Origin of the sequence: Streptomyces cinnamoneus (assembly GCF_002939475.1) — a bacterium.
Lineage (GTDB): Bacteria > Actinomycetota > Actinomycetes > Streptomycetales > Streptomycetaceae > Streptomyces > Streptomyces cinnamoneus_A.
On sequence record NZ_PKFQ01000001.1, the window covers coordinates 3,341,595 to 3,360,849 of the forward strand.

17 protein-coding genes and 4 tRNA genes are annotated in these 19,255 nt (G+C 73.4%); 10 read left to right on the forward strand and 11 right to left on the reverse strand.

Annotated features, from left to right (window positions below; all coding sequences use genetic code 11):
• Window positions 1-117 precede the first annotated feature (117 nt).
• The 4 genes from CYQ11_RS14425 to purS all read right to left on the reverse strand — a co-directional run bounded on the left by CYQ11_RS14425 (window position 118) and on the right by purS (window position 4,133).
• The gene (locus CYQ11_RS14425; RefSeq protein WP_099200138.1) at window positions 118-897 is read right to left on the reverse strand and encodes a sterol carrier family protein; all 780 of its coding nucleotides are present in this window, start codon (window positions 895-897) and stop codon (window positions 118-120) included.
• Window positions 898-964: 67 nt separating this feature from the next.
• Window positions 965-3,214: a phosphoribosylformylglycinamidine synthase subunit PurL gene (gene purL / locus CYQ11_RS14430; RefSeq protein ID WP_099200136.1), complete on the reverse strand. Its 2,250-nt coding sequence runs from the start codon at window positions 3,212-3,214 to the stop codon at window positions 965-967.
• Window positions 3,211-3,891 (reverse strand): phosphoribosylformylglycinamidine synthase subunit PurQ, encoded by a 681-nt coding sequence (gene purQ, locus CYQ11_RS14435; protein WP_099200135.1) that lies wholly within the window; start codon window positions 3,889-3,891, stop codon window positions 3,211-3,213. The genes purL and purQ overlap by 4 nt, the downstream gene beginning before the upstream one ends.
• Window positions 3,888-4,133, reverse strand: a complete 246-nt coding sequence (purS, locus tag CYQ11_RS14440; protein ID WP_086566111.1) for a phosphoribosylformylglycinamidine synthase subunit PurS — start codon at window positions 4,131-4,133, stop codon at window positions 3,888-3,890. Before purS ends, purQ begins: the two co-directional genes overlap by 4 nt.
• A 317-nt stretch (window positions 4,134-4,450) precedes the next feature.
• Between purS and CYQ11_RS14445 the strand changes: the two genes are divergently transcribed.
• The 9 genes from CYQ11_RS14445 to CYQ11_RS14485 all read left to right on the forward strand — a co-directional run bounded on the left by CYQ11_RS14445 (window position 4,451) and on the right by CYQ11_RS14485 (window position 9,347).
• Window positions 4,451-4,768, forward strand: coding sequence for a histone-like nucleoid-structuring protein Lsr2 (locus CYQ11_RS14445; RefSeq protein WP_099200133.1), 318 nt, complete (start codon window positions 4,451-4,453; stop codon window positions 4,766-4,768).
• A 172-nt stretch (window positions 4,769-4,940) separates the two neighbouring features.
• Window positions 4,941-5,012 (forward strand) — tRNA-Gly (locus CYQ11_RS14450).
• 43 nt (window positions 5,013-5,055) lie between these two features.
• Window positions 5,056-5,127: transfer RNA gene (locus tag CYQ11_RS14455), tRNA-Gly, on the forward strand.
• A gap of 72 nt (window positions 5,128-5,199) precedes the next feature.
• Window positions 5,200-5,272 (forward strand) — tRNA-Gly (locus tag CYQ11_RS14460).
• A gap of 138 nt (window positions 5,273-5,410) precedes the next feature.
• Window positions 5,411-6,385, forward strand: a complete 975-nt coding sequence (locus CYQ11_RS14465) for an ABC transporter ATP-binding protein (RefSeq protein ID WP_099200131.1) — start codon at window positions 5,411-5,413, stop codon at window positions 6,383-6,385.
• 5 nt (window positions 6,386-6,390) lie between these two features.
• Window positions 6,391-7,209, forward strand: a complete 819-nt coding sequence (locus CYQ11_RS14470; protein ID WP_099200262.1) for an ABC transporter permease — start codon at window positions 6,391-6,393, stop codon at window positions 7,207-7,209.
• Between the two features lie 31 nt (window positions 7,210-7,240).
• On the forward strand, window positions 7,241-8,635 hold the full coding sequence (locus CYQ11_RS14475) for a sensor histidine kinase (RefSeq protein ID WP_240003469.1): 1,395 nt from the start codon (window positions 7,241-7,243) through the stop codon (window positions 8,633-8,635).
• A complete protein-coding gene (locus tag CYQ11_RS14480; RefSeq protein ID WP_099200260.1) occupies window positions 8,632-9,240 on the forward strand; it encodes a response regulator transcription factor in 609 nt (202 codons plus the stop codon). Before CYQ11_RS14475 ends, CYQ11_RS14480 begins: the two co-directional genes overlap by 4 nt.
• Before the next feature lie 34 nt (window positions 9,241-9,274).
• Window positions 9,275-9,347, forward strand: a tRNA-Gly gene (locus CYQ11_RS14485).
• A 73-nt stretch (window positions 9,348-9,420) separates the two neighbouring features.
• On the opposite strand, the gene CYQ11_RS14490 is transcribed toward CYQ11_RS14485, so the two are convergent.
• From CYQ11_RS14490 to purD, 6 genes are all read right to left on the reverse strand, one after another.
• Complete coding sequence (locus CYQ11_RS14490; protein ID WP_240003468.1) at window positions 9,421-10,827, reverse strand: sensor histidine kinase; 1,407 nt, start codon at window positions 10,825-10,827, stop codon at window positions 9,421-9,423.
• Complete coding sequence (locus CYQ11_RS14495; protein ID WP_099200129.1) at window positions 10,824-11,519, reverse strand: response regulator transcription factor; 696 nt, start codon at window positions 11,517-11,519, stop codon at window positions 10,824-10,826. Before CYQ11_RS14495 ends, CYQ11_RS14490 begins: the two co-directional genes overlap by 4 nt.
• 98 nt (window positions 11,520-11,617) lie before the next feature.
• Window positions 11,618-12,517, reverse strand: coding sequence for a phosphoribosylaminoimidazolesuccinocarboxamide synthase (locus CYQ11_RS14500; protein ID WP_099200127.1), 900 nt, complete (start codon window positions 12,515-12,517; stop codon window positions 11,618-11,620).
• 69 nt (window positions 12,518-12,586) lie between these two features.
• A complete protein-coding gene (locus CYQ11_RS14505) occupies window positions 12,587-14,065 on the reverse strand; it encodes a N,N-dimethylformamidase beta subunit family domain-containing protein (RefSeq protein ID WP_099200125.1) in 1,479 nt (492 codons plus the stop codon).
• Window positions 14,066-14,242: 177 nt separating this feature from the next.
• A complete protein-coding gene (locus tag CYQ11_RS14510; RefSeq protein WP_398780048.1) occupies window positions 14,243-15,910 on the reverse strand; it encodes a hypothetical protein in 1,668 nt (555 codons plus the stop codon).
• 288 nt (window positions 15,911-16,198) lie between these two features.
• Window positions 16,199-17,449 carry a phosphoribosylamine--glycine ligase gene (gene purD, locus CYQ11_RS14515; RefSeq protein ID WP_099200122.1) on the reverse strand — a complete coding sequence of 417 codons (1,251 nt, stop codon included), beginning with the start codon at window positions 17,447-17,449 and terminating at the stop codon, window positions 16,199-16,201.
• A 343-nt stretch (window positions 17,450-17,792) separates the two neighbouring features.
• Here purD and CYQ11_RS14520 point away from each other — a divergent pair, with 343 nt between their 5' ends.
• Window positions 17,793-18,509 (forward strand): SLATT domain-containing protein, encoded by a 717-nt coding sequence (locus CYQ11_RS14520; RefSeq protein WP_398780047.1) that lies wholly within the window; start codon window positions 17,793-17,795, stop codon window positions 18,507-18,509.
• 78 nt (window positions 18,510-18,587) lie between these two features.
• Here the strand turns inward: CYQ11_RS14520 and CYQ11_RS14525 are convergent, their stop codons facing one another.
• Window positions 18,588-19,238, reverse strand: coding sequence for a putative DNA-mimic protein (locus CYQ11_RS14525; protein WP_099200118.1), 651 nt, complete (start codon window positions 19,236-19,238; stop codon window positions 18,588-18,590).
• Between the last annotated feature and the right edge of the window lie 17 nt (window positions 19,239-19,255).

Genomic DNA, 19,255 nt, shown 5'->3' on the forward strand with positions numbered 1-19,255 from the left:
CTATGGCAGGGACGAGGTTCATCCGAACCGGGGACGACCGGTGATGGCTCACACCACGGACAGCCACGTCCTGCGCACAGCGAATGACCGAAAACGTTCGCTCGGGCACCGGTTTTCTCAGCCGAGCAGCGGCAGTTGTGCGGAGATGTCCGCCCGTTCGCCACTGGCTGTGACGCTCGCCCGCTCCACCGCGTCGGACCACTCGATGCGGCCCGCCGCCAGGCGGATCCAGGTCAGGGGGTCGGTCTCCACGACGTTCGGCGGCGTGCCTCGGGTGTGGCGGGGCCCTTCGACGCACTGCACGACGGCGAACGGCGGGATCCGGACCTCCACGGAGCCCCCGGGCGCGCGTGCGGCCAGGGCGTCGGCGAGCAGGCGCGTGGCGGTGGCCAGGGCCTGCCGGTCGTAGGGGATCTCCACGCCCAGGGCGGTGGCCAGATCGTCGGTGTGGACGACGAGTTCGACGCAGCGGGTGACCAGGAAGTCGTCCAGGCGCATCGCCCCGAAGGGGGTCGCGAGGAGACGGTCGGCCGGTGCCACGGCGGTCAGTTCGGCGAATCGGGACGCCGCGCGGCCGAGCGGGGCGCGGGGGTCCGTCGCGGCCGCGGCGGCGGTCTCCGCGGCGGGTTCCCCCGCTGCGGGCCTCGTCGTGGAAGGCCACTCGGTCGCCGTGATCTCCCGTGCGGGCGGCGCCGGTTGCTCCAGGTAACGGTCGACCAGGGCGACGGTTTCGGCCGTCGCGGCGACCAACTCGCTGACGGTCCGGCCGTCCACGCCCGTGGGCAGCCCGAACTGCTCCTCGCCGAGCGCTTCCACGGCGGCGCGGAGGTTCTGGAGCTGCGCGGTCACGGCCGCGCGGGTTTTCGTGTGGTGGTACGTGCGGGGGCGTGGGGCCATGGGGGGATTGTCCCCCAGACCCGCTGCCGGTGACGCCCCCGGACCGGGGGTCCGGGGGCGTCGGGCCTCAGACCACCAGCGACGGGATCGTCGCCTCGTGGGCCGTCCGCAGCTCCGTGAGCGGGATCGCGAACTGTCCCTGCACGTCGAGCGCTTCGCCGTCGACGACGCCGATCCGCGTGGCCGGCAGGCCGCGCGCTCCGCACATGTCGGTGAAGCGGAGCTCCTCGCTGCGCGGGACCGCGACGACCGCACGGCCGGCGGACTCGGAGAAGAGGAAGACGAACGGGTCGGTCCCGTCGGGGACGACGATCCGGGCGCCCTTCCCGCCGCGCAGGCAGGACTCGACGAGGGCCTGGATCAAGCCACCGTCGGAGAGGTCGTGCGCGGCGTCGACCATGCCGTCGCGCGAGGCGGCGATCAGGATCTCGGCCAGCAGCTTCTCCCGGTCCAGGTCCACCGCCGGCGGCAGCCCGCCGAGGTGGTCGTGGATCACCTGCGACCAGGCGGAACCGCCCAGTTCCTCCTTGGTGTCGCCGAGGAGGTACAGCAGGTGGCCCTCGTCGGAGAACGCCATGGGCGTGCGCCGGTCGACGTCGTCGATGACGCCGAGCACCGCGACCACGGGGGTCGGGTGGATGGCGGTCTCGCCGGTCTGGTTGTAGAGCGAGACGTTGCCGCCGGTCACCGGGGTGCCCAGGGCCAGGCAGCCGTCCGCCAGACCGCGCGTGGCCTCGGCGAACTGCCACATGACGGCCGGGTCCTCGGGCGAGCCGAAGTTCAGGCAGTTGGAGATCGCCAGCGGGCGGGCGCCGGTGGCGGCCACGTTGCGGTACGACTCGGCGAGCGCGAGCTGGGCGCCCGCGTACGGGTCGAGCTTGGCGTAGCGGCCGTTGCCGTCCGTGGCGACGGCGACACCGAGGTTGGTGTCCTCGTCGATGCGGACCATGCCGGAGTCCTCCGGCTGGGCGAGGACCGTGTTGCCCTGCACGAACCGGTCGTACTGGTCGGTGATCCAGGACTTGGACGCCTGGTTCGGCGAGGAGATCACCTTCAGGACCTGCGCGCGCAGTTCCTCGGGCGTCCCCGGCCGGGCGAGCTTGTTCGCGTCGTCGGCCTGGAGGGCGTCCTGCCAGTCCGGACGGGCGTACGGGCGCTCGTAGACCGGGCCCTCGTGGGCGACCGTGCGCGGCGGGACGTCGACGATCTGCTCGCCGTGCCAGAAGATCTCCAGCCGTTCGCCGTCGGTGACTTCACCGATGACGGTGGCGATGACGTCCCACTTCTCGCAGATCTCCAGGAAGCGGCCGACCTTGCCCGGCTCGACGATCGCGCACATGCGTTCCTGCGACTCGCTCATGAGGATCTCCTCGGGCGAGAGCGTCGCGTCGCGCAGCGGCACGTGGTCCAGCTCGACGCGCATGCCGCCGGAGCCGGCGCTGGCCAGCTCGCTGGTGGCGCAGGACAGCCCGGCGCCGCCGAGGTCCTGGATGCCGTCGACCAGGTCCTCGCGGAAGATCTCCAGGGTGCACTCGATGAGGAGCTTCTCCTGGAAGGGGTCGCCGACCTGGACGGCGGGGCGCTTGGTGGGCTTGGAGTCGTCGAAGGTCTCGGACGCGAGGACCGAGACGCCGCCGATGCCGTCGCCGCCGGTGCGGGCACCGTAGAGGATGACCTTGTTGCCGGTGCCGGACGCCTTGGCGAGGTGGATGTCCTCGTGCTTCATCACGCCGACGCACAGGGCGTTGACCAGCGGGTTGCCCTGGTAGCAGGGGTCGAAGACGACCTCGCCGCCGATGTTGGGCAGGCCCAGGCAGTTGCCGTAGCCGCCGATGCCCGCGACGACGCCCGGCAGGACGCGCTTGGTGTCGGGGTGGTCCGCGGCGCCGAAGCGCAGCGGGTCCATGACGGCGACGGGGCGGGCGCCCATGGCGAGGATGTCGCGGACGATGCCGCCGACGCCGGTGGCCGCGCCCTGGTAGGGCTCGATGTACGAGGGGTGGTTGTGCGACTCCACCTTGAAGGTGACCGCGTAGCCCTGGCCCACGTCGACGACGCCGGCGTTCTCGCCGATGCCGACGAGGAGGGCGTCGTTCTCGGGGGCCTTCTCGCCGAACTGGCGGAGGTGGACCTTGCTGGACTTGTACGAGCAGTGCTCGGACCACATGACGGAGTACATCGCGAGCTCGGCGCCGGTGGGGCGGCGGCCGAGGATGGTGCGGATGCGCTCGTACTCGTCCTGCTTGAGGCCCAGCTCGGCCCAGGGCTGATCGGTGTCCGGGGTTTCGGCCGCGTGCTTGACCGTGTCCAGGCTCATGCGTTGACCAGCTTCTTGAGGAGCGAAGTGAAGAACCCGAGCCCGTCCGTGCGTCCGGTGCCGACGTTCGGCTCGACGGCGTGTTCGGGGTGGGGCATCAGGCCGACGACGTTGCCGGCGGCGTTGGTGACGCCCGCGATGTCGCGGAGCGAGCCGTTGGGGTTGCCGTCCAGGTAGCGGAAGACGACGCGGCCCTCGGCCTCCAGCTCGTCCAGGGTGTGCTCGTCGGCCACGTAGCGGCCGTCGATGTTCTTGAGCGGGACGGAGATCTCCTGGCCCGCCGCGTAGTCGGCCGTCCAGGCGGTGGCCGCGTTCTCGACGCGGAGCTTCTGGTCGCGGCAGATGAAGTGCAGGTGGTTGTTGCGCAGCATCGCACCGGGCAGCAGGTGGGTCTCGGTGAGGACCTGGAAGCCGTTGCAGATGCCGAGGACGGGCATGCCCGCCTTGGCCTGGTCGATGACGGTCTCCATGACCGGCGAGAAGCGGGAGATGGCGCCCGCCCGCAAATAGTCGCCGTAGGAGAAACCGCCGGGCAGGACCACGGCGTCCACCTGCTTGAGGTCCTTGTCGCGGTGCCAGAGCGGCACGGGCTCGAGCCCGGCGATCCGGACGGCGCGCTGGGTGTCGCGATCGTCCAGAGTTCCGGGGAAGGTGATGACTCCGACGCGTGCCGTCACGACTCGACCCGCACGGTGAAGTCTTCGATCACGGTGTTGGCGAGAAACGTTTCCGCCATCTCGTGGATTCGGGCGAGGGCGGCGTCGTCGACCGGACCCTCCACCTCGAGTTCAAAGCGCTTGCCCTGACGGACGTCGGCGATCCCCTCGAAACCCAGGCGTGGCAGCGCGCGCTGCACCGCCTGGCCCTGCGGGTCGAGGATCTCCGGCTTGAGCATGACGTCGACTACGACGCGTGCCACTGGCACTCCCGGTGTGTGGTGCGTGAGCTGAAGCGGTGAGGCCAGAGTACAGTCCCGAAAAATCTACGCGCATAGATATGCTCGGCTTATCCTTCGCGTTTAGGGAGCGGGGTCCACAGCGGCCCGGGAAAAATTCCCGGAAAATCACCTGGCGATCGCACCGTCCTGATTGCAAAGAGGTGGGCGGACAGAATTAACTGTGCTGCACAACCCATTGACCTTTGTTGTACAAATGAATATGTATTGACCGAGAACAACCGCAAACCTCACATCACCGCAGGTCACCGCGGTGATACTGGCCGAAAGGACCGATTTCCGTGGCGCAGCGCGTAGTGGTCACACTCTCCGACGACATCGAGGGCGGGGAAGCCGCGGAGACCGTCATGTTCGGGCTCGACGGCAAGTCGTACGAGATCGACCTGAACCCTGCCAATGCGAAGAAACTGCGGGCGGTGCTGGAGCCTTACATGGAGGCCGGCCGCAAGCAGTCCCGCTCGGGCAAGGCCTACCGCCGGACGGCCGTCGCGCCGGACCCGGCGGCGGTGCGGGCGTGGGCCCGCTCCAACGGCATGGAGGTGCCGCCCCGGGGGCGGATCCCCAAGAAGGTCTACGAGGCGTTCAACGCCGCCGGCTGAGCGGCGGCCGCGGGCCGCACCCGCAGTGGTGTGCGGCCCGCCGCGGAGGGGGTGCCTCCGCGGCCGGCGGCCGTGGCGGTCATCGGATTTGCCAACTGCCCCGGATGATCAGCTAGAGTCTGGACCACGCCGAGGGGCAAGGCCGGGAAACGGGCCCGAACTTCGGGGTCATGCGGGTGTAGCTCAGTAGTAGAGCGCCCCCTTTCCAAGGGGGAGGCGCAGTGTGCGATTCCTGTCACCCGCTCTGTTCGACCGTCGTCCACGTCAGTGGTCCGGCGGTACGACATGCGGGTGTAGCTCAGTAGTAGAGCGCCCTCTTTCCAAGAGGGAGGCGCAGTGTGCGATTCCTGTCACCCGCTCTCACCGCTTACCGACCACTGCTGTGGATCAGGTAGAGTGGTGCCCGCACCGCACGGAAACGCGCGGGGCATGCGGACGTAGCTCAGTTGGTAGAGCACCACCTTGCCAAGGTGGATGTCGCGAGTTCGAGTCTCGTCGTCCGCTCAGTGAAACGAAGGCCCCGGTCATCACGACCGGGGCCTTCGTCGTGTTCAGCGGCACGGGCCGCCGGATGACATTCGTCATCCGAGGTCATGACAGCTCGCACTGATCTCCGCCCCGATCCCCCGGGAGCCTTGAGGCATGAACCACGGGGACGGTGTGATCGAGGTCTCGGAGCTGCGCCGGCGCTACGGCCGGCCCGGGGACGACAAGGGATTCGACGCGGTGCGGGACGTGTCCTTCACCGTGCGGCGCGGCGAGTTGTTCGCGCTGCTGGGAACGAACGGGGCGGGCAAGACCTCCACGGTCGAGCTGCTGGAGGGCCTGGCCCGGCCGACGGCGGGCCGGGTGCGGGTGCTGGGCCACGACCCCCACGGGGAACGGAGCCTGGTGCGGCCGCGGATCGGGGTGATGCTCCAGGAGGGCGGCTTCCCCTCCGACCTGACCGCCGCGGAGACCGTCAGGATGTGGGCGGGCTGTACGACCGGGGCCCGGCCCGTGGCCGAGGCGCTCGGCCTGGTGGGGCTCACGGGCCGCCGGGACGTCCGGATCAAACAGCTGTCCGGCGGTGAACGGCGGCGGCTGGACCTCGCGCTCGCGCTGCTGGGCCGGCCGGAGGTGCTCTTCCTCGACGAGCCGACGACCGGCCTCGACCCCGAGGCGCGGCACACCACCTGGGAGTTGGTGCGCCGGCTGCGCGAGGAGGGCACGACGGTCCTGCTCACCACGCACTACCTGGAGGAGGCCGAGGCGCTGGCCGACCGACTGGCGATCATGCGCGAGGGACGGATCGTGAGCTCCGGGACGCCGGGCGAGGTCATCGGTGCCTACCCGGCCCGGATCCGCTTCGCGATGCCGGCCGGATGGTTCGTCGGCGACCTGCCGCCGCTGAAGGACCTGGGGGTCCTGCGGCACGAGGAGGCCGGCGGCCGGGTGGAGCTCCAGACGTCCGAGCTGCAGCGCACCCTCACGGGGCTGCTGCTGTGGGCGCGGGAGAAGGACGTCGAGCTGGAGGGGCTCGACGCGCGGACCGCCTCCCTGGAGGAGGCGTTCCTGGCGATAGCGGGGGCGGCCGGGACTCCGGCGCCGCTCGCGGTGACGGGGAGGAGCGAATGATGGCGATGAGCACGACGGCGACGGCGGCGGAGGCGGCGGGTACGGGGGTCCCGGCGGCACCGACCACGCTCGCGGGGCGGGCGCTGACCCTCGGGCGGGCGGAGTTCACCCTGCTGGGGCGCAACAAGACGGCGCTCTACATCACCCTGTTCCTGCCCGCCCTCATGGTCTACGCGATGCGGTCGGGCACCAAGAACGTGGATCTGGACGGCAGCGGTCTGTCGCTGAAGGACGTCACGATGACGGGCGCCTTCGGCTACGTCCTGATCTTCGCCGTGTACTACAACCTCATGAGCGTCTACACCGCGCGGCGCGAGCAGCTGGTGCTCAAACGGCTGCGCACCGGCGAGGCCGGCGACGTGGAGATCCTGGCGGGTACGGCGCTGCCGTCCGCGGTGATCGCCCTCGCCCAGTGCCTGCTGCTGGTGACGGGCGGCGTGGCCTGGCTGGACATGCGCGTCCCGGCCCGCCCCGAACTGCTGGTCGCCGGCCTGCTGCTGGGCGTCGTCATGCTGACCGCGCTGGCCGCGGCCTCCACGGCGCTCGCCCGGACGGCGGAGACCGCGCAGTTCGCCGCGATGCCGCTGGCGATGGTCTCGATGCTGGGATCCGGGCTGTTCGTACCGCTGGACATCCTGCCGGACATGCTGGCGACGGCCTGCGAGCTGCTGCCGCTGACGCCCGTCGTGGAACTGATGCGGGACGGCTGGCTCGGCGGGGCGAGCGTGGGCGGGACGCTGGGCCACCTGGGGGCGGCTTTGGTCTGGTCGGCGCTCGGGGTGTTTGCTGTACGTCGGTGGTTCCGCTGGGAACCGCGGCGCTGAACTGGGGAAATGCCAAGGGGTGGGGCGCGTGATGGGTCGGGTGCGGGCGCTGCGCGGCCAGAGCAAGGTCAAGCAGATCGATCTCTACACGCGGGGCGCGCTGTACGGCGTCCCCTGGCTCTTGCTGCTGGTCGAGGCGCCCGCCGTGGTGGAGGTCGCCGGGTCCGGCCCCCGGTCCCGGGCGCTGTGCGTGGCCCTGGTCGTCGTGGTGATCGCGCAGTCCGCGCTCGGCGTCGGCCTGCTGCGCCGGGCCGTCGACCGCTACCTCGGCGAGGAGCCGGCCGGCCTGCGGTGGCGGCTGGCCGGCTCGTTCGTCCTGCTGGCGGCGGCGTTGTGCCTGCTCGCCACGGTGCGGGGCGCGACCGACGAGGCCGTCGCGCAGCTGGGGACCACGGTGCTCATGGGCGTGTCCGTGGCGCCCTTCGGCGGGCTCTGCCTGATCGTGCGCAAGCGGACGTACGCGGCCGTGGCCGTGGCCGGTTCGCTCCTGTCGGTGGTGCCGTACGCCGTGACCGGCATGCCCGGGCCGGGGCTGGCGGCGGCCGCCGTCGGGATGCTGTTCCTGTGCGCGTGGGACATGGTCATGGCCCGGGTGTCGGGCTGGATGCTCTCGATCGTCTGGGAGGTCGACGCCGCCCGGGGAGTGCAGGCGCGGCTGGCGGTCGCGGAGGAGCGGCTGCGGTTCTCGCGCGACATGCACGACATCCTGGGCCGCAACCTCGCGGTGATCGCCCTCAAGAGCGAGCTCGCCGTCCAGCTCTCGCGGCGCGCCACGGACGCGGCCGCGGAGCAGATGGCCGAGGTGCAGCGCATCGCCCAGGAGTCGCAGCGGGAGCTGCGGGAGGTCGTGCGCGGCTACCGCGAGGCCGATCTGCACACCGAACTGGTGGGCGCCCGGGGCGTCCTGACGGCGGCCGGCATCGAGTGCCGCATCGACGACGCGGCGGCGGTGGAGCTGCCGGTGGCCGTCCAGTCGGCGCTGGCCTGGGTGGTGCGCGAGGCCACGACGAACGTCCTGCGGCACGCGGACGCGCGGCGCTGCGCGGTGCGGCTGCGGCAGACGGACGGCTGGGCGGTGCTGATGGTGGAGAACAACGGGGTGCGGGCGGACGGCGCCGCGTCCGGCAAGGGATCCGGTTCGGGTCTGGCCGGGCTGCGGGAGCGGCTGACCGAGCTGGGCGGGACGCTCGCGTACGCCTACGGGGCGCAGTCGACGTTCCGGGTCACGGCGCGGGTGCCGTTCGCCGGGCCGGCGGGGGCGGAGGGCGGTCCGCCGCCGGTCTCCCCCGCCGGGGCCGCCCTCCCGGGCGACGGGGAGACGTTCCCCCCTCCCCTCCCCTCTCCGGCCGCCGCGGCGGAGAGCGGACGGGGCCGAGGAGACCGGCGGTGCGGAGCCGGCCCCGCGACGGAAGGGACGGGCGCATGACGATCCGCGTCCTGCTCGCCGACGACGAGCACCTCATCCGTGGCGCTCTGGCCGCGCTGCTCGGCCTGGAGGAGGACCTCCTGGTCGTGGCCGAGGCCGCCTCGGGGCCCGAGGCCCTGGCGATGGCACGGGCGCACCGGCCGGACGTGGCGGTTCTGGATCTTCAGATGCCGGGGACCGACGGTGTGACGGTCGCCACATCGCTGCGGGCCGAACTGCCCGGCTGCCGCGCCATGATCGTGACGGGTCACGGGCGGCCCGGTCACCTCAAGCGGGCCCTGGAGGCGGGCGTGCGGGGGTTCGTACCCAAGACCGTCTCCGCCCGGCGGCTCGCCGAGATCATCCGCACCGTGCACGGGGGAAGCCGTTATGTGGACCCCGAGTTGGCGGCCGACGCCATCAGCGCGGGCGACTCGCCGCTGACCGCGCGCGAGGCGGAACTGCTGGAACTGGCCGAGGACGGCGCCCCCGTGGCGGAGATCGCCGAGCGCGCCTCGCTGACGCCGGGGACGGTCCGCAACTACCTCTCCGCGGCGGCCGCGAAGCTGGGTGCGGAGAACCGTCACGCGGCGGCGCGCATCGCACGCGCTCAGGGTTGGCTATAGTGGTACCCGCACCGCACGGAAACGCGCGGGGCATGCGGACGTAGCTCAGTTGGTAGAGCACCACCTTGCCAAGGTGGATGTCGCGAGTTCGAGTCTCGTCGTCCGCTCAGTGAAACGAAGGCCCCGGTCGTCACGACCGGGGCCTTCGTCGTTCCCCGGGGTGCTCCCCCCGGGCCCGTCTCACCGGTCCGCGTCCGTGACGGGCAGGCGCAGCCGGAAGCGGGCGCCGCCCGTCCCGGCCTGTTCCGCCGTGAGCCGGGCGCCGTGGGCGTGGGCGATCTGGCGGGCCATGGCCAGGCCCAGGCCCGAGCCGGGCAGGGCGCGGGCCTGCCGGGAGCGGTAGAAGCGGTCGAAGACGTGGGGCAGGTCCTCGTCGGAGATCCCCGGGCCGTGGTCCCGCACGGTGAGGTCGAGGAAGCCGTCCGCGCGCTCCAGCCGCACCTCCACGACCGCCCCGGCCGGGCTGAACTTGGCGGCGTTGTCCAGCAGGTTGGACAGCAGCCGCGCCAGCCGGGCGGGCACGCCGTGGACCGTGGCCGCGGCCAGGTCCGCCGTGAAGACCGTGCCCGGCCAGTGGCCGCGCGCGGCGGCCACGCAGCGCTCGGCGAGCAGGTCCAGCCGGACCTGTTCGACCAGGGGCCGGGGCTCCTCGTCGCGGGCCAGCTCGATGAGGTCGTTCACCATGCCGGTCACCTCGCGCAGCTGCCGGCCCAGGGCCTCGGCGGCCCGCTCGCGCTGGGCCGGGGTGAGGCGCTCGGCGCGGGCCAGCAGCTCGGAGTTGGTGCGCAGCGCGGTCAGCGGGGTGCGCAGCTCGTGGGAGGCGTCGGCCACCAGGCGGCGCTGGGCGGCGACCGCCTCCTGGAGCTCGCCGAGCATGGTGTTGAAGCTCGTGGCGAGGCGGGTGATCTCGTCCTTCCTGCGGGCCTCGTAGGGCGGCAGCTCGATGCGGTGGGCGGGGTCGCGGGTGGCGGCGATGCGCTCGGCGGTGGCCGTGAGCCGGGTGACGGGACGCAGGGACGTGCGCGAGGCCAGATAGCCGAGCGCCGCCGCGAGCAGCACCCCCACGGCGCCGACGGCGCCCAGGTACCGGCCGGCCTGGCTCACGCCCTGGTCGACGGTGTCCGAGCGGGCCGCGACCTGGAGGGCCCGCCCCTCCCGGCCGGGCAGGGGCGTGGTCAGCATCCGCATGGGGTGGCCGTCGTGCCTGATGTCGCTGTAGTACGCGCCGAGGGAGCCGGCCGCGACCCGGCGCGTGGCACCCGTGACCGGCAGGACCAGGCCCCGCTGGCCGGGGGCGGCGGGGTCGGCGCGGACGACCTGGGCGCAGGCGGGGGCGGCGCGCCAGACGCATTCGTCGCCGAGGACGCCGGTGTCGGCGCCGCCCCTGCTCTGCATGGCGATGAGCTGGGCCTGCTGCTTGAGCTGGAGGTCGAGCTGGCGCACCAGTTCGTAGCGGATGACGACGTAGGCGGCGGCGAGGACGCCGAGGGCGACGAGCGCGACCGCGGCGGAGGTGACGAGGGCCAGACGGGCCCGCAGGGGCCTGCGGCCGAGGAGGGCCCGTGCTCTTTCGACGGGCGTCCTCACCGCTCCGCCAGGCGGTAGCCGACGCCGTGGACGGTGTGGACGATGCGGGACGCGCCGCCGGCCTCCAGTTTGCGCCTGAGGTAGCCGATGTAGACGGCGAGGGAGTTGGACTCGGGGCCGAAGTCGGCGCCCCAGACCCGCTCCTGGATCACCTCGCGCGCCAGCACCTGCCCCGGATGCCGCAGGAACACTTCGAGCAGGGCGAACTCGGTGCGCGTGAACTCCAGGGGCGTCCCGGCGCGTTCCCCGGTGCGGGTCTCGGGGTCGACGGTGAGGTCGGCGAAGGCCAGCTCGCCGGCGGCCGCGCCGGCCGGGCCGGCCGGGGCCGCGCGGCGGAGCAGCGCCCGCAGGCGGGCCAGGAGTTCGTCGAGCGCGAAGGGCTTGACCAGGTAGTCGTCGGCGCCGGCGTCCAGGCCCGCCACCCGGTCGGAGACCGCGTCCCGGGCGGTGAGGACGAGCACGGGCGTGCGGTCGCCGATCTCGCGCAGCCGGCGGCAGACGGCGAGGCCGTCGAGGACGGGCATGGCGAGGTCGAGGACGATCGCGGCGGGCGGGGCGGCGGCGACGGCCGACAGGGCTTCGAGGCCGTCGGCGGCGGCGCGCACGGCGTAGCCCTCGACGGCCAGGCCGTCGACGACGGCGGCCCGGACGTCGGGGTCGTCGTCGACGACGAGTACGGACGTCTCGCCCATGGCGCCTCCGGCGGGGGATGGATGGACTCGCGGTCCCCCACGATGGCAGACGCCGTCTGAGAGGGCTCTTAGGGAACGGGCCGGTCCGGCCGCGTCCGTCAGGCCCAGGGCGTGCCCGTCAGTCGCTCGTACGCCTCGGCGTACTTGGCGCGCGTGCGCTCCACGATCTCCTCGGGGAGCTCGGGGGGCGGCAGCTCGCCGTGGCGGTCCCAGCCCGACTCCGGCGACGACAGCCAGTCGCGCACGAACTGCTTGTCGAAGGACGGCTGGGCCCGCCCCGGCTGCCACGTGTCCACCGGCCAGAAGCGGGAGGAGTCGGGGGTGAGGACCTCGTCCGCGAGGACCAGGTCCTCCCCCTCGAAGCCGAACTCGAGCTTGGTGTCGGCGAGGAGGATGCCCCGGTCGCGCGCGATGTCGCGGGCGCGGCTGTAGACGGCGAGCGTCGTCTGGCGCAGCCGGGCGGCGGTCTCCGCGCCGACCTGGCGGGCCGTCTCCTCGTAGGAGACGTTCTCGTCGTGCTCGCCGACCGCGGCCTTCGTCGCGGGCGTGAAGATCGGGGAGGGCAGCTCGGAGCCGTCGACGAGGCCCTCGGGGAGGGCGAGGCCGCAGACGGTGCGGGTCTGCCGGTACTCGGCGAGGCCGGAGCCGGTCAGATAGCCGCGGGCCACGCACTCGACGGGGACCATGTCGAGGGAGCGGCAGACCAGCGCGCGCCCGGCCCAGTCGGCGGGGGCGCCGGCCGGCAGCTCGGTGGAGACCACGTGGTGGGGGACCAGGTCCGCCAGCCGGTCGAACCACCACAGGGACAGCTGCGTGAGGATGCGGCCCTTGTCGGGGATCTCCGTGGGCAGCACCCAGTCGTAGGCGGACATCCGGTCGCTGGCGACCATGATCAGGTGGCCGTTCTCGTCGCGGTAGAGGTCGCGCACCTTGCCCGTGTGCAGATGCACCAGGCCGGGCACCTCGACGGGCTTGGGCTTCTCGACGAATCCGGACACGACGCCTCCTGGTGGTTTGTCCAAGCACCACGATTCTGCCGTACGCGCCGGGGGACGTCCGGAGGTGGGTCAGCACCGTTTGCAGATGCGGTCCAGGAGATTGGCCGTGGCCCGCTGGACGCGGGCGTCGACGTGTCCGGGCCGGTCCAGGGCGGGCGACCAGGCGAAGGTGCCGGAGGCGAAGACCAGGGCGCCGCTGGGGGCGCGGTAGAGGGACGTCTCCTGGTGGCGTCTGGCGCCCTCGCCGTCCTGGTACGGGGAGTGGGCGAGGAGGATGCGGCGCGTGTGCTCGGGCAGGGCCGTCCGGGGGAAGTAGCGGTCGGCCTCGCCGGCGACGAGGCCGGGCAGCTCGTCGCCCTCGCCGGCGCCGGTGGCCTCCCAGAGCCAGTGTCCGGCGTTGCGCACGACCATGGGGGCGGGCTCGGGCACCCGGCCCGCGTACTGGATGCCGAGCAGCTGCTGCTCGGGGGGCGACATGTCGCGCCAGAGGGCGGAGCGGCCGGGGCCGCGGCGCTTGCGGCAGGTGAGCAGGCGGTCCGGGCCGGCCGGCGAGGGGGCCAGCTCCACCTGCCAGTACATGGTGTTGGCGGACAGGAACACCAGCGAGGTGCCGCCGTCGCGGGCCTCCTCGGCCGCGCGGCGCATGGCGGGCGACCAGTACTCGTCGTGACCGGGGAAGACGATGCCGCGGTAGCGCGCCGGATCGATTCGCCCGGCGTGCAGGTCGCGGGTCTCGGCGTAGGCGAGGTGGTAGTCGTAGCGCTCGGCCCAGCGGATGAAGTCGTAGGCGTGGCCGACGTGCAGGGGCAGGCCGGCGCCCGCGTAGGGGCGGTCGAAGGAGACCGTGGTGGCCGCCCCCTCCTCGCCGAGGAGCCGGCCGTCGTCGTCCCAGGCGTGGTAGAGGCTCGCGCCCGTGCGGCCGTCCTCGGGGTAGAGGTTGTAGGCCTGCCAGGTGATGTCGGGCAGCACGAGCAGCAGGTCCGCGGGTGTGCTGTCGCGAACGGTGAAGGGGATGTGGCTGCGGTAGCCGTCGGCGGTGGTCAGGACGGCCACGTAGGCGCCGGCGGTCCAGAAGGAGGGGATCGTCAGCCGCCAGGAGAGCCACCAGTGGTGGCAGGAGACCGTGCGGTCGAAGACCAGCGGGGGCGGCTGGACGATGCCGGACAGCCTGGGGCTGGACGTCATCTTGGCGGCGCCGATGCCGCCGTAGTGGCCGATGCGGTAGACGTCCACGCCGAACTGCTGGGGCGGGTCCACGGTGATGCGGAAGTCGATGGACTCGCCGGGGGCGACGGCGCTCGCGGTGGCGAAGCCCTTGATCTGGCAGTGCACGTCGTCGGCGGCGCGGGGGCCGGCCCGGCGGGGCGGCGGGACGTGGGCGCCGGGCGAGGCGGGCGGCGGATCCACGTACCACGGGATGATCTGACCGGTGTCGTCGAAATAGGACTCGTCGCCGCGCAGCCAGGGCAGCGGGCCCTGGCCGAAGGGGTCCGAGACCGCGTGTGCGAGGGCCCCGGACTCCCAGCGCCGGATCTGGTCCATCCCCATGTGCACTCCCTCCCCTGGCCCCCGGATACTCATTCGGCTTCCCAGCGGATTCCCAGCAGATCACATGGGACGCCCGGGTCGTCACCGTTCGTCGGTAAATTCCCCGGAAGTGATGGCTCTGCCCCTACACTGCGTGAGCACGTCACCGTGCGTCACGGCCGGGCGGGGCCGGGACGGTCACCCCAGGCGTACGGGCTTCTCGCTGCGCACCCCGACGTCACCGAGCCAGGCGCGCAGCGGCTCGCCGTCCCCGTCCTCGATGAGACTCAGGACCGAGCGGGTCAGGTCGGCGCGGCGGGCACCGCCGACGAGCAGGGCGGGGCCGTCCAGCCAGTCCAGGCCGGGGACGGCCCCGGCGGTGTCCACGGCCGCGCAGCACACCATGGCCGTCACGTGGTCGGTCAGCAGCTCCCGGCCGCTGCGCGGCGGCTGGAGCGGGAACAGGGGCGCCAGCCCGTCGGTCCAGGAGCCGCCGCCGGCGGCGGTGAACAGGCCCCGCTTGGCCGCCCGCTCCTCGCGGGCCGCCTCGCGCGCCACCTCGGCGCTGAGCCGCACCTCCAGCTCCTCCCCCACCCCGCCGCCGGCCGGCCCGGCGAGCCGCTCCATGACGCGGGCGACGGTGGGGGCGGCGGGGGCGGCGTCCGGGCCGGGGCAGGGCAGGGTGCCGGCGGCGCCGCAGGCGGCGATGTCGTCGAGGACGCGGTGCAGCCGGGCGGCCTCCAGCCGCCATTTGCGGTCCACGACCTCCGCCGGGTACTGGTTCCAGGCGACGGGCGACCAGTCGGGGCCGGGCTCGCTGGGGCCGCCGTGGAAGAGCCGGGCGGCCAGCAGGGAGGCGGCCTCGTCGATGAGCCCCGGCTCCTCCAGGAGGTCGCAGGCGGGCCGCTCCCCCAGCCGGGAGGCGAAGCCCTCGGCCAGCCGGTCGCGCCGGGAGAGCTCGGTGAGGGCCGAGACGACGCCCGCGTCCAGCCGGGAGGGCCAGCGGCCCATCCGCCAGGCGGGCAGCGCCACCCGGTTCAGCAGGCGGTCCCAGCCGGCGTAGGCGAGGCCCACCTGCTCCTGGGCGACGATCCGCAGGCCGTAGTCCACCGCCTGGGCGCGCTCGGAGGCGGCCGCGGCCACTCCGCGCTCCATCTCGGCCGCGTGGTCGCGGCAGGAGCGCAGCAGCGTCCGGGCCGCCCAGCCCACGAACGCGAGGAGGGGCCGTCCCGCCGCCACGGCCACGGCGGCGTCCAGGCCCCGGACGAAGCGGCGGGCGGCGGCTATGTCGGGGTGGGCGGCCGGGCCCGTGCCGGCCACGACGGGGGCCAGCAGGGCGCGCAGCTCGGCGACGCGCATCCACCACAGGAAGGGCGAGCCGATGACCAGCACGGGCGCGTCCCCGGTGGCGCGGCGGCGCGGCAGCAGCCGCTCGTGCGGAGGGCCGTGCGCGGGGTGCGTACGGTCCTCGAGCCAGCTGTCGCAGTCGGGGGTGAGGGCTATCGCGGACGGCGCGGGGACCTCCAGCCGGTCGGCGAGGTCGCGGACCAGGCGGTAGAGGTCGGGCGCGGTCTCCTCGGGGATCGGCACGGTCGGGCTCAGGGCCGGCCGGGCGCGGGCCACCACGGCGCCGACGGCGGCCGCCAGCACCAGGGCCAGGACGGCGAGGGCCGTCACGGCGGGGCGGGCGGCGGACCAGACGGACCCCTCGGGGATCCGGCCCATGGCCGAGCCGGCCGCCAGCACCACGGCGGCGGCCGCCGGCACCAGCGCGACGGCCAGCCCCGCGCTGCGCACGCGCAGCACGGCGAGGGCTCTGGTGCGCGCGGCCAGCGCGCCTGCCTCCGGACCTGCCACGAGACCGATCACCCCCAGGTGCCTGTAGTGCTCTGCCGAGGCGCGTTGCTTACCTCCCCCACTGTGGCACCGGCCTCTGACATCGCAATGCCGGTGGGCCGGTTGAGCCGACGCGTCAGCCTCGCGGCTGCCGGCCTGCGCCGCACCATAGTTGGGGGTGGGGCGTACGTCAGCCGGTTGGACAAGCGGTCACCCGATGGAATGGCTTTGGGTAAAGCCTCTGCGCGGGTGGGCCGGGGTACGGCTGTGCCCCGCCGGCCCCTTGCGGGGGCCTGCGGGGCACGTCGGGACGGCTGCTCAGGCGGAGGCCGCCGCCTTCGCCGCGATGTCGGTGCGGTGGTGCGAGCCGTCCAGCCGGATGCGGGAGACGGCCTCGTAGGCGCGGGCCCGGGCGGCCGCCAGGTCCGTGCCGGTGGCGGTCACGGACAGCACCCGGCCGCCGGCGCTGACCACGCGGCCCTCGGCGTCGTGCGCGGTGCCCGCGTGGAGCACGTAGGCGTCCTCGACGCCGGCCGCGTCCGCCAGGCCCTCGACGACGTCGCCCGTGCGGGGCGTGCCGGGGTAGTTGTGCGAGGCGACGACGACGGTCACGGCCGCGTCGTCGCTCCAGCGCAGCGGCGTCTGGGCGGCGAGCTCACCGGTGGCGGCGTTCATCAGCACGCCGGCCAGCGGCGTCCGGAGCCGGGCCAGCACGACCTGCGTCTCCGGGTCCCCGAAGCGGGCGTTGAACTCGATGACCCGCACGCCGCGCGAGGTGATGGCCAGGCCCGCGTAGAGCAGCCCGGAGAAGGGCGTGCCGCGGCGGCGCAGCTCGTCCACGGTGGGCTGCAGGACCGTCTCCAGCACCTCGTCGACCAGCTTGGGGTCGGCCCACGGCAGGGGGGAGTAGGCGCCCATGCCGCCGGTGTTCGGGCCCTCGTCGGCGTCCAGGGCGCGCTTGAAGTCCTGCGCGGGCTGGAGCGGGAGCACCGTCTCGCCGTCGGTGACGGCGAAGAGGGAGACCTCGGGGCCGTCCAGGAACTCCTCGATCACCACGCGGTCGCAGGCCAGCGCGTGCTCGCGGGCCGCGGTGAGGTCGGAGGTGACGACGACGCCCTTGCCGGCGGCCAGCCCGTCGTCCTTGACGACGTAGGGGGCGCCGAAGGCGTCGAGGGCCGCGTCGATCTCGGCGGGGGTGGTGCAGACGTAGCTGCGGGCGGTCGGGACGCCCGCGGCGGCCATGACGTCCTTGGCGAACGCCTTGGAGCCCTCCAGCCGCGCGGCCTGCGCCGACGGGCCGAAGACCGGGATGCCGCGCTCGCGCAGGACGTCCGCGACGCCCGCGACGAGCGGCGCCTCCGGGCCGACGACCACGAGGTCCGCGCCCAGCGACAGGGCCAGCGCGGTGACGGCCGCGCCGTCCCGCGCGTCCACGGGGTGCGTCTCGGCGACCTCGGCGATCCCGGCGTTGCCGGGGGCGCAGTGCAGCGCGGTGACGTGGGGGTCGAGGGACAGTGAGCGGCACAGGGCGTGTTCGCGGGCGCCGCCGCCGATGACGAGGACCTTCACGGGACCCAGCCTATTGCCTGACTTGTGGATCACTACGAGGCGGGGGGTGTCGGGGGCTCGTAGGAACCTCTTGAAGGGGTTCCGTCCGGACCGTGCCGCCCGATCCGGTCACCCTGAGGCGTCCACGCCCCGGCCGGGACGCACTCTTTCGAGTGAGGGGGGCGGGCTCCTATACCCGATTCCGCTGCACTTACGGGCGGAAAAGGCTGGATCTTGTGCCCAACGCCAACCGTTCGGCGGTAGGAAGGAGGCTGCGATCACGTACCGCGATCACACACGAGGCACCTAACTAAGGCACCTGACGCATGCGGCGGAGTAGGAGTGCAGGGTGAGCCAGCCTGAGATGCAGCCCGAGGGGCTCCCTAGGGAGCAGGACGGGAAGCTCCGGGGTGACCTGCGCGGCCGGACCTTCCCGCTCGGGGACTGGGGAGAGCCCGCCGAGCGGCTGGACGAGTTGTACAGATGGGTCGAGGGCGGTGCGCTGAATCTGGCCGACTGGTATCTCACCGACCGCGCCTGGAAACGCCGCTGGGCGCGCGCGCTGCGCCTGGGGACGGCGACCTGCGCGGTGGTCGGCGCCGCGCTGCCGCTGCTGGAGCTGACCAAGGTGCTGCGCACCGGCTCGGCCTGGGCGTTCCTGGCCCTGCTGGGCGCGGTGACGTGCGTGGCCTGCGACCGGTACTTCGGGCTGACGTCCGGCTGGATGCGGGCGGTGGCCACGGCGCAGGCGGTGCAGCGGCGGCTGGAGGTGCTCCAGTTCGACTGGGCGTCGGAGTGCGTGCGGGAGGTGCTCGGGCCGACGGAGGGCACGGCGAGTGAGGCGGCGGAGCGCTGCCTGTCCGTGCTGCGGCGGTTCTCCGAGGACGTCTCGGAGCTGGTGCGGGCGGAGACGGCCGACTGGATGGTGGAGTTCCGGGCGGGGCCCGCGCCGCTGCTGACGCAGTCGCTGGTGGCCTGGGGACCGCGGGGAGAGGCCGGCGGCCCGGTCGGGCGCTTCCCCATGCCGCCGCACACGCGGCCGAACATGCCGCGGCAGCGGCCGCCGGAGTCCCCGCGCTGAGCACCGGGCGTCGACATGCGCTCCCGCCCGTGCCGACGGGCGGGAGCGGGGCGGTCGGCGAGGCCCCTCGGCCGGACGTCAGCTGAACACGATCATCGACCCCTGGCCCAGGCTCCGCGTGGCCGCGGCGTGCAGTCCCAGCCACACGTGCCGCTCGCGGGCGAAGGGGCTGTCGTCGTGCGGCCCCGGGGCGGCGCGCTCCTCCAGGGTGGTCGGCCGGTCCGGGGCCGCCGGGGCGGCGGGCGGGTTGCCCGGGTCGATGCCCAGCACCGGTGCCACCGCCTCCAGTTCGCGCAGCAGGCCGTGGCTGGAGCCCAGCGGGCCGCCGCCTTCGAGGAGTTCGTCGTTGGAGAGCGGATGCGCGAAGTCGACCGGCACGTACGCGCCGGCGTGGTCGTAGTGCCACACCAGGTGCGACTGCTGGGCCGTGGTCTCGAACATCTCCAGCAACTGCTCGTAGTCCCCGCCGAGTTCGTCCACGGGGGTGACCGGCAGCCCGCACAGGTTCAGCAGGTAGGCGCGGCGCAGGAAGTGCAGGGCGTCGTAGTCGAAGCCCGCGACCGGCGCCACGTCCCCGGAGAGACCCGGCATGTAGCCGAAGACGGGCACGGGCGGCAGGCCCGCGTCGCCGAGTGCCTTGTCGTACGCGGCGATCTCCTCGGCGAAGGGGTTGTCGGGGCTGTGGCACAGCACGTCGACAAGGGGCACTAGCCAGAGGTCACAGGCCACGTGAACTCACTCTCGTA

What these genes read in the sequence shown, in the direction of transcription:
- CYQ11_RS14425 (WP_099200138.1), bottom strand. Translation starts at nt 897, where the DNA reads ATGGCCCCACGCCCCCGCACGTACCACCACACGAAAACCCGCGCGGCC.
- purL (WP_099200136.1), bottom strand. Translation starts at nt 3,214, where the DNA reads ATGAGCCTGGACACGGTCAAGCACGCGGCCGAAACCCCGGACACCGAT.
- CYQ11_RS14465 (WP_099200131.1), top strand. Translation starts at nt 5,411, where the DNA reads ATGAACCACGGGGACGGTGTGATCGAGGTCTCGGAGCTGCGCCGGCGC.
- CYQ11_RS14470 (WP_099200262.1), top strand. Translation starts at nt 6,391, where the DNA reads ATGAGCACGACGGCGACGGCGGCGGAGGCGGCGGGTACGGGGGTCCCG.
- CYQ11_RS14475 (WP_240003469.1), top strand. Translation starts at nt 7,241, where the DNA reads ATGGGTCGGGTGCGGGCGCTGCGCGGCCAGAGCAAGGTCAAGCAGATC.
- CYQ11_RS14480 (WP_099200260.1), top strand. Translation starts at nt 8,632, where the DNA reads ATGACGATCCGCGTCCTGCTCGCCGACGACGAGCACCTCATCCGTGGC.
- CYQ11_RS14495 (WP_099200129.1), bottom strand. Translation starts at nt 11,519, where the DNA reads ATGGGCGAGACGTCCGTACTCGTCGTCGACGACGACCCCGACGTCCGG.
- CYQ11_RS14505 (WP_099200125.1), bottom strand. Translation starts at nt 14,065, where the DNA reads ATGGGGATGGACCAGATCCGGCGCTGGGAGTCCGGGGCCCTCGCACAC.
- CYQ11_RS14520 (WP_398780047.1), top strand. Translation starts at nt 17,793, where the DNA reads ATGCAGCCCGAGGGGCTCCCTAGGGAGCAGGACGGGAAGCTCCGGGGT.